The organism is Nostoc sp. 2RC (assembly GCF_014222165.1).
Classification (GTDB): Bacteria; Cyanobacteriota; Cyanobacteriia; order Cyanobacteriales; family Nostocaceae; genus Nostoc; species Nostoc linckia.
In genome coordinates this window covers 1-3,358 of sequence record NZ_JACKZU010000565.1, presented here as the reverse complement: position 1 = coordinate 3,358, position 3,358 = coordinate 1, and the positions used below count along the sequence as shown (strand labels likewise).

The window sequence follows — 3,358 nt, the reverse complement described above, 5'->3', positions numbered from 1 at the left end:
GGGATGGAGAGACAGGGGAGATGGGGGGACGCGGGGACGCGGAGAATAACAATGCCCCATGCCCCATGCCCAATGCCCAATGCCCCATACCTTGAATTTCACAGAAAACGAGTCAGCTTGTCTAATCCTTCTTCTAGACTTGGGGGCGCATCCCGGAGTTGACGGTGCATCCGCAAGATAATTTCTTCGGGAACTTGGCGCGATCGCTTTTTATTACGTGCTAAACACAGCCAAACTGGCACATTGAGCCAAATTCCTGTAATGTGACTAAAGCCAAGGTTACGGGCTAAGGTAATGACCTCACGGCGATTGCGTCGTTGGGCGTTGGTAGCGTCAAAAATTGCTGTATTACTGGTGGAAATAGCTTGTTGAAATTGCCGTTCCACTTCTCGCCAAATTAATAGCCACGATCCTTGAATAGCTTCGGAACCAAATAATTGCCCCCGGATAGCATCTGTAGAAATCAGCTGCACCTGGGGGCATTGTGCCACTAATTGTTTTGCCAGAGTTGATTTACCACTACCTGGAAGACCAATCAGCAATAAAAGTGAAGAGTGGGGAGTGAGGAGTTGAGAATGAGGAGTGAGGAGTGAGGAGTTGAGAGTTAAAAGTGATGAGCATTCAGAATTTTTGTTTATAATTCCTAACTCATAACTCATAACTCCTAACTTTTAACTCCTAACTTCTAACTCCTAACTTTTAACTCTTAAATGATAGTTCCATCAGGAATTACGGCATTTTTTAGCACAACCACAATCCCACTACGGATATAGAAACCTTGATTTTCGCGGTTAGCTTCTTGGACGTTATCTTTGTTGATAATTTTCACATCATGACCGATGCGGGCATTTTTATCGATGATGGCACCACGAATGATGGTGTCGGTACCAATGCCTACGGGAATTTCATCTTTGACTAAACTACATTGGCGTTCTACAGAAGGTTGGTAGAAGTCTGCACCCATGAGCAAAGATTCTTCGATGACGCAGCCAGATTCAATACGCGATCGCACTCCCAAAACTGAATGTTGAATGCGGCAATTTTTTAAAATGCAACCTTCGCCAATAATTGATTCTGTGATTTGGCAATCTAATAGTTTGGTCGGAGGTAGGTAACGAGCGCGGGTATAAATTGGTGCTTCTTCGTCGTAAAAACTAAAAGGTGGCTGGGGCTGCTGAGTCAGGGCTAAATTTGCGTGATAAAATGCCTCGATTGTTCCAATATCTTCCCAGTAGTCATCAAATAAATAAGCTTGAACGTTGTAATCTTTTGAGGCATCAGGAATAATTTCTTTGCCAAAATCAGTTCTTTCAGTACTCTCTCTCAATAACTTGAACAAAACTTCTTTTTTGAAGACATAAATCCCCATCGAAGCGATATAAGGCTGTTCTTGGGCTTGTTCTTTTGTTAATCCCAGAACGCTTGTATCAACACGCATTTTGATTAACGCTTCACCTTTGGGTTTTTCGCTAAAGTCTATAATCCTACCAGAGTTGTCAATTTTCATCAAGCCAAAATCTGAGGCGCGACGCTCATCAATGGGAATGACTGAGAGAGTAATATCAGCTCCTGTTTCTCTATGGCGTTGGATAAACTGGCGATAATCCATACGGTAGAGGTGATCGCCTGAGAGAATTAGATATTCGTCCACATCCCATTCTTCCATTAACCATAGGTACTGACGCACCGCATCTGCTGTACCTTGGAACCAATTAGGGTTTTCTGGTGTTTGTTGTGCGGCTAGCACTTCCACAAACCCTTCATTGAAGCCAGTAAAGTTGTAGGTACGCGCAATGTGACGATTCAGGGAAGCTGAGTTAAATTGTGTCAGAACGTAAATTTTGAATATTTCGGAATTTATGCAGTTACTGACAGGGATATCGATTAAGCGGTATTTCCCCGCCACTGGTACTGCTGGTTTAGCGCGGAGTTTGGTTAGGGGATAAAGCCGAGTCCCCGCGCCACCACCAAGGATGATTGATAAAACTTTTTTCACAAAATTTCTCCCAGCTGCCTTTCAACTCTCATTTTCAGTTTAGGACTGTATGTTGCAGCTGGTAAGGGGGGATCAAAGAATCTCAGGGATGAATTTTAAAAAATGCTGCTGATGCTCAATGGGATTATTGACTACTGGCGAAGATAATAAAAGTATTAATTATTACAATATATTGTTGATTTTTAACTACAAAACTGTCACAAATACAGACCAGCAAGACTATTGAAATTTCTTAAAAGTAATTTTTCATACAAAGTAATTTTATTTTAGCTAGAGTTTCTTCGATAACTAAGTGGTTATTGATGCTCCTGAGCCTGCTTTTAGATTTATGATGAAGTTTCTGTTTTTGCTGTTCTCAGTTGGGAGTACGCTTGTTGAATAGCTGTGGCGATCGCATAAAACTTTTTCAGTTTGAGTAGATACAGTAGCAATGGAACAATTAATCAAGCCGCGCGATCTCCCAGCAACATAGCAACTAGAACACCGATTCAGTATTCAGATTGTAGTAGTGTGACCTGGCTAAAATGTTGCAATAGATTTTATTGTGGGATGGGTGTCCTCACCCGTCCGGGCGGGCAAGATGCCCACCCCACAAGAGTTTATTAATGCACTATTTTAGCTGTGTTAGTCCACTACCATTGTTTTATGTTTAATTAAGTTGATCTACTTATTAATGAATCGGTGTTCTAGATGACGTGATATCTTGCAGCTTTATTGTTCTGGGCATTTACCTCTCCTTACACTAAAACTTTGAACACCACATACTTTAAATCCTGCATCTACTTCTGTGTATGCTTTTACGCTTCTTTTGATACCTGATTGGCATTTAACACACCACCAAATTTGTTTAATTGGAAAACGGATCTCTTGTGTTTTCTGTTCAAGATTATTAGCGTTACTCTGAACTTGTCTTGAATACAGACTGTTTGTGAAGCTATTTCCAGTTTTTTGAATTTTCTGATGTGAGATAGCTGAACAACTGCTTTTGTCTGTAGTGATTAATGTTTGTACTTCAGCTTGAACCGGAATCTGTACCGAGAGAAAACCTATTGTAACTAAACTGAATACAGGAATTATTTTTCTGAATCTATACATAAATGTGGTATGCCTGAATTTTGGAAATAATTGAACTGAGTAGAAAAGTATGTTGGGTTGAGCGATCGCAAAACCCAACAAAGTCTTGAATATGTTGGATTGAGAAAAAAGAACCTATTAGTTCGCCTTCGTTCGCTTGGCGGGGTAAAGGTTAAGAAGGAAGGGGGAAAGAGTTTAAATCCCTTACCCTCAGGACTTACGCAACTGGCACAGGCGATCGCTAAATCATAGTATTTGTGTACTATTACAAGTACTGCAACTAGCACG

At 41.0% G+C, this 3,358-nt stretch carries 4 protein-coding genes; all 4 read right to left on the bottom strand.

Annotated features, from left to right (window positions below):
• Nucleotides 1-98: 98 nt before the first annotated feature.
• Nucleotides 99-659, bottom strand: coding sequence for an AAA family ATPase (locus GNE10_RS33165; RefSeq protein ID WP_185570305.1), 561 nt, complete (start codon nucleotides 657-659; stop codon nucleotides 99-101).
• Between the two features lie 47 nt (nucleotides 660-706).
• Nucleotides 707-1,996 (bottom strand): glucose-1-phosphate adenylyltransferase, encoded by a 1,290-nt coding sequence (locus GNE10_RS33160; RefSeq protein ID WP_185570304.1) that lies wholly within the window; start codon nucleotides 1,994-1,996, stop codon nucleotides 707-709.
• A gap of 711 nt (nucleotides 1,997-2,707) precedes the next feature.
• Nucleotides 2,708-3,091: a hypothetical protein gene (locus tag GNE10_RS33155; RefSeq protein WP_185570303.1), complete on the bottom strand. Its 384-nt coding sequence runs from the start codon at nucleotides 3,089-3,091 to the stop codon at nucleotides 2,708-2,710.
• The coding region (locus GNE10_RS35610; RefSeq protein ID WP_221643085.1) for a hypothetical protein at nucleotides 3,070-3,358 on the bottom strand (289 nt) is incomplete at its 5' end. The genes GNE10_RS33155 and GNE10_RS35610, both read right to left, overlap by 22 nt.